The organism is Streptomyces vastus (assembly GCF_039532825.1).
Taxonomy (GTDB): Bacteria; Actinomycetota; Actinomycetes; order Streptomycetales; family Streptomycetaceae; genus Streptomyces; species Streptomyces vastus.
In genome coordinates, this window is record NZ_BAAASJ010000124.1 from 1 (window position 1) to 5,001 (window position 5,001).

Below are 5,001 nucleotides of genomic sequence, written 5' to 3' on the forward strand. Positions count from 1 at the left end.
AGCGTGTCCGTCGGCTGCGCTTGCCTGGCAAGGCCAAGCAAGCGGCTGAAGTGGCTTGTGACGATCTCGCGGCCTGCCTGAAGCACGTATCTGACGCGCTTTCTCTGGGAGCGATTCCGTCCTTTCCGCAGGCCGCCGAAGGCTGACCTCGGTTCGTCAGCAGTGATTGCTGCCGGGCATGCCATACACACAGCGATGGCCGCCGACAGCACAGCCGCGACCGCGCTGAGCCAGCCACAGACCCCCGGCCTCCCGGCCTTCACACGCTTGGTGTGGAACACTCGCACAGCAGCCGGGCTGGTTCCCAACCCCCGTGGGAACCAGCCCGGTTCGCTATGGCCGGTCAGCTATCAGTTGCCCTCCGGCGCCGCCAGACGGTAGGTGCGCGGCTTGTCGCTCACCTGCTCGGCGATGCCCTGCCGGGCGAGGGTGACCAGTGCGTTGGCGATGGCGCCCGAGGACTTCTCGATCACGCGGCTGATCTTGGTGGCGGTGAACGCCTCACAGGGATGCGCCTCGAGGTGGTCGATGACCATGTGCCGTAGTGCTCCGGGCGCGAGCCGCTTCTTCTCACCCGGCAGGATGATCGCTTCCGTCGGCGTCGTCTGCCGCCCGGCGCCTGTCTGCGGGGCAGGGGGGTCTTCGTTCTTCGAGCCGTCGCTGGAGCCGTCCGTGGGCGGCTCGTTCTCGCCGGTGTCGTCGCCCTCGCTGTGTTCGGCGTCCTGCGGCGCCTCGGTTGCCGGGGCGGTGGGGGCGTCCATGGTGCCGTCGGCGGGTGCGGCCTCGTCGGCGGGTGCATCCTCATCGGCCGTGCTGTTTTCGATCGGCTCCGGGCTGTCCGTGTCGGGGGATTCCGGCTGGGTGTCGGCGGGTTCATGACTGCGGGGGGCATCGCCGTTGGTCTCGGGGGTGGGTGCGGCGCGCCAGTGGTCGGGGGCGCGGCGGGGGCCGTCGTGGCCGCCGGGGGTGCGTACGGCCAGGCCGTGCTCTTCCAGGGTGGTCAGGGCCTTTCCGGTGGTGGAGCGGCCCAGGCCGGCGGCGAGGGCGAGTTCGGCGGCGGTGGCGCTTTCGGTGAGGCCGGTCAGTTCGGTGTAGATCGCGGCGGGTGCGCCGGTCAGCTGGGCGAGCGGCTCGGGGGCGGGGGCGGCGTGGCGTGTACGGGTGCCGTCGGTCGTGGTGTCGGACATGAGGGAACCTCGTTCCGTGTGGATGTCGTGGTTGAGGTCCCCGGCCGGGGTGCGGGTCCGTGTGGGCGGTCCGCAGGGTTCGTCGGGCGCGTGCGCATCGCGGTTCTCCCGGGCGAACAGGGCCGTGGCGCGAGCGGGTTGACGGTGGTCCGTGAGCCCGCTCGGGTCGTCGGCCACGACCATGGACGCTCGCTCGGCGAGGGAAGTCAAGCGGCCCGATCGTTTCCCGATTGGGTCAGCTCAGAGGGGCGTCACGGTTGCGGGCGACTGCGGGATGAGGGGGTGCCGGGTCGATCGGCGAAGGGGGCGTCGTCAGATTCCGAATCCCGGATCCGGTGGGGCGGATCGGGCGGCGGACGAGGGCGGTTCAGCCGATCGGGAGCGGCGGGTCGGGGCGGCGGGCCAGGAGTTGCTCGCGTAGCTGGCGGGCGCGCCGAGGGCCGATGCGCAGATCGGTGCGCAGCCGCCAGATGCTTACCGGTTTCCCCGTCGCGGCGCGGGCTGCGTCGTCCAGGGCCACGGCGCGCGGCCACACGTCGGCGTCGGTCGCCAGGTCGCCGACCGGTCGGGGGCCGGGTCCCACGGGGCGGTCGTCGGGCGTGCTGTCGGCCATATGGGTTCTGTCCTGGCCGACGCGGGTGTAACCGGGGGTGCGGGATGAGGCGGGACCGGGATCCGGACGACCCCCTGAGAGGCGGGAGTTGAGCGGATCGCGATCGGTGGCGTCCGGATCGGTGTGCTCCCCAGCCGTTCGGGGTGCGGTGGAATCGGCGGGGCCGATCTTGTCCAGGAGGTCGGTGACGGTTCTTCGGTAGGCGGCGATCGTCTCCGTCAGGGCGATCAGGAGCAGCGCCGGGGTCAGGTGCAGCAGTACGGCTGCCGGATCGGCTCTGCGGGGCCAGCCGATCTGTCCGTCGGGCCACAGCGATTCCCAGGCGTTCATCAGGGCGGCGGTACAGCCGGCGCCCCAGCGCAGTGCGGTCGACCAGGCCGGTGGGCGGATACCCCAGGCGGCCAGACGGGCGTCGACATACAAGACGCCGGCCAGCGCGGTGCCGATCATCGGGTCGAGGAGGATGGCGATGGGGAGGGGGACGCCGCGGCTGGTGGCGAAGCGGGTGACGTTGACGGTGGTGAAGACCAGGGCCAGGATGCCGACCACGCACAGCACGCGGGTCATGGTCCTGAGCAGGCCGACGGCCTCGATCGCGGCGATCTGCTTCACCGGACACCACCGCCTGGCACCGCCGGCCTGGTCGCGCCTTGGAAGGAGGGGGTGTCGGTGTTCGCGGGGCCTTCGCGGACCACGGCGCCGGGGCGGGGTGCGTCGATGGCCTGCCCGTGGCCGGTGTAGAGCGAGACGTGGGCGATGCTGCGGGGGCTGGTGCCGAAGAACAGCAGGTCGCCTGGGGCCAGTTGGGCGCCCTTCGGGAGGCGGGGGCCGTGGTGGTACTGGGCCTGGGCGATGCGGGGGATGGGGATGTCGGCGGCGTTGTAGGCGGCCTGGGTGAGGCCGGAGCAGTCGAAGCCGCCCTCGGCCGGGCCGTCGCCGCCCCACACGTACGGGGTGCCGAGCTGGGCGCGGGCGAAGGCAACCGCCTTGGCGGCAGCGCCCTGTGGGGTGGCTGCGGCGGCCGCGTACCGGTCGGCGATCGTGAGGACTTGGGTGACGTAGGCGTCGGAGTGGTTGTAGTGCCAGATGGCCCGCCGCAGGTTCTTGCCGTTGCGGGCGCCGTTGGCGCACAGCAGCCGGGCTGCGGCGTGGACGGCGTCGACCGGGTCCCAGGGGGTGGGTGGCTTCTTTCCGCCGGGCGGTACGGGATACGCGTACGCCTTGAAGGTGGAGGGCAGGAACTGCATCGGCCCCACGGCGCCCGCCGGGGAGCGCATGGTGGGGTGGCGTGCGTGGTCGGTCTCGACCTTGCCGATCGCGGCCAGGATGGTCCAGGACAGGCCCGGGCATTCGGGGGCGGCGCGCTGGTAGAGGGCGAGCAGGCGGGCGGGGATGTCGGCCAGGGCGTGCTTGCTCGGGGCCGCCGAGTTGCCGCCGGACATCCCGCTGCCGCTGCCGAGTGCGGCGGCGAGGGTGAGGGCGACGAGCAGCGGCAGGGCGATGACCGTGCACCCGATGCCGCCGACCGATTTGGCGAGCAGGGAACTCATGAAGTGGCCCCTGGGGTGGGGGTGGGTGGTAGTGGGGGCACGGGGAGGGTGAGGGCGGTGTCGGCGTCGGTCGGCTCCAGGCCGGCGGCCGGGGCCAGGCCGGGCCAGTGGGCGGCGAGGTGGGTGAGCGTGGTGCGGCGGGCGCCGGGCTCCAGGGGCGCCCACCACGGGCCCCACGGGTTGGTGGTGGTGAAGTCCGCCGACGAGGTCGCCACCCGCAGGCCCAGCTCGCGCGCGGCGCCGGTGAGGCGGTGGCGCAGGGCCTGGTCGCGGGAGGCGGTGCGGGTGTGGATGAGCAGGGCCGGGCTGGTGCTGGTGGCGAGGGTGAAGGCGGCGTAGGCGGCGAGTTTGGCCTCGACGCGGGGCAGGGGCTGGCTGCCGGTGTCGTATTCGAGGAAGAACGGCAGCAGGTGGCCGTCGTCGCGGTAGTGAGCGTAGGCGTCGGGGCGGATGATGTCGCCCCAGCGGCGTGCGGCGGATCGTTCCGAGAGCCAGAGCGCGAGCTGGGCCTCGGGGCGGGTGTGGGCGCGGGCGGCGAGGTGGGTGAGCAGCTCGTTGACGCCCAGGTCGTGGCCGAGGGAGGGGGAGTAGGCGATACGGCCGGTCGCGGTCGGGCGCCATCCGAGAGCCGCGACGTCGAGTCCGGCGTGGGCGGCGAGCAGGGCGGCACCGGCGGGGCCGAGGGTGTAGTGCTCGGGAGCCGAGCCCGATGCGGTCAGCGGGCGGAAGGAGTCGAGGACGGCGTGCTGGTGCAGAGTGCGCAGGCGGCGCTGGGCGGAGCGCAGCGAGGTGAAGGCCAGGCGGGTGATCTGGTGGGTGGTGAGCACCCGGTGCTCGTGCAGCATGCGCACGAGCCACAGGTCGCGGTCGGTGAGGCGGCGGGCGAGGGTGGCCACGTCCGCCGGCCGGGCGGGCCTGGGGCGGGTGAGGGCGGCGCGGGCGGTGTAGCGGGAGCCGGGGCCGAAGGCCGGGCGGGGGAGTGCGGGCATGACAAGTTCTCCACCGGAGGCGTGTGGTTGCGCTGACGGCAGGGGTGCGGGGGATCTGGGTCAGGGCCGGGTGGCCGGGCGGGGGCCGGTGCGGGAGGCGGCTGCCGCGCGCAGGTCCGTGGCGCGGCCGGGCACGGCGGGCGGCAGGGGGCGGGTGGTGAGGGTGAACGCGGCCGATTCCGCGCCGCCGGTCAGGAGGTGGGCGGCGGCCTGGTAGGGGCCGAGGTGGGCGAGGTCGTGCGCGGCCAGGGTGGGCAGGGTGTGGCGCTCCAGCGAAGTGGCGTCTTCGGGGGAGGCGTTGAAGAAGATTTTGTTGCGGGCGTTGGCGGAGATGCCTTCGCGCAGGTCGCGGGGCAGCTGGGCGAGGTGCTGGTGGGCCAGCAGCAGGGACAGGCGGTAGCCGCGGGCCTCGGCGAGCATGTCCTCCAGCGGGTACGGGAGGGTGAGGAAGTTGTGGGCCTCGTCGATGCTCAGCGTGGCGTCGATGCGGGCGTGTTCGGGGGTGCGGGCGCGGGCGGCGGCGGCCTGCCAGGTGCCGGCGACGATGAACGAGCCGAGCAGCCGGGCGGTCTCTTCGCCGAGCGCTCCTTTGGGGAGGCGGGCCAGCAGGATGCCGCCGTCGAGGACGCTGGTGAGGTCGAAGGTGGAGGGGCCGGCGGCGA

At 73.4% G+C, this 5,001-nt stretch carries 5 protein-coding genes; all 5 read right to left on the reverse strand.

The features are described 5' to 3' along the window. Positions 1-350: 350 nt before the first annotated feature. The gene (locus tag ABD357_RS41250; protein WP_344396675.1) at positions 351-1,397 is read right to left on the reverse strand and encodes a hypothetical protein; all 1,047 of its coding nucleotides are present in this window, start codon (positions 1,395-1,397) and stop codon (positions 351-353) included. 157 nt (positions 1,398-1,554) lie between these two features. Further along, positions 1,555-2,412, reverse strand: a complete 858-nt coding sequence (locus tag ABD357_RS41255; protein WP_344396677.1) for an extensin — start codon at positions 2,410-2,412, stop codon at positions 1,555-1,557. After that, positions 2,409-3,350, reverse strand: coding sequence for a C40 family peptidase (locus ABD357_RS41260; RefSeq protein ID WP_344396680.1), 942 nt, complete (start codon positions 3,348-3,350; stop codon positions 2,409-2,411). Before ABD357_RS41260 ends, ABD357_RS41255 begins: the two co-directional genes overlap by 4 nt. Next, positions 3,347-4,339: a replication-relaxation family protein gene (locus tag ABD357_RS41265; RefSeq protein WP_344396682.1), complete on the reverse strand. Its 993-nt coding sequence runs from the start codon at positions 4,337-4,339 to the stop codon at positions 3,347-3,349. Before ABD357_RS41265 ends, ABD357_RS41260 begins: the two co-directional genes overlap by 4 nt. Before the next feature lie 60 nt (positions 4,340-4,399). Next, positions 4,400-5,001: TraM recognition domain-containing protein (locus ABD357_RS41270; RefSeq protein ID WP_344396684.1), on the reverse strand; the 602-nt coding region annotated here is incomplete at its 5' end.

Bases quoted from the DNA above. Each gene is read 5' to 3' on its own strand.
- ABD357_RS41260 (WP_344396680.1), bottom strand. From the start codon at position 3,350: ATGAGTTCCCTGCTCGCCAAATCGGTCGGCGGCATCGGGTGCACGGTC.
- ABD357_RS41265 (WP_344396682.1), bottom strand. From the start codon at position 4,339: ATGCCCGCACTCCCCCGCCCGGCCTTCGGCCCCGGCTCCCGCTACACC.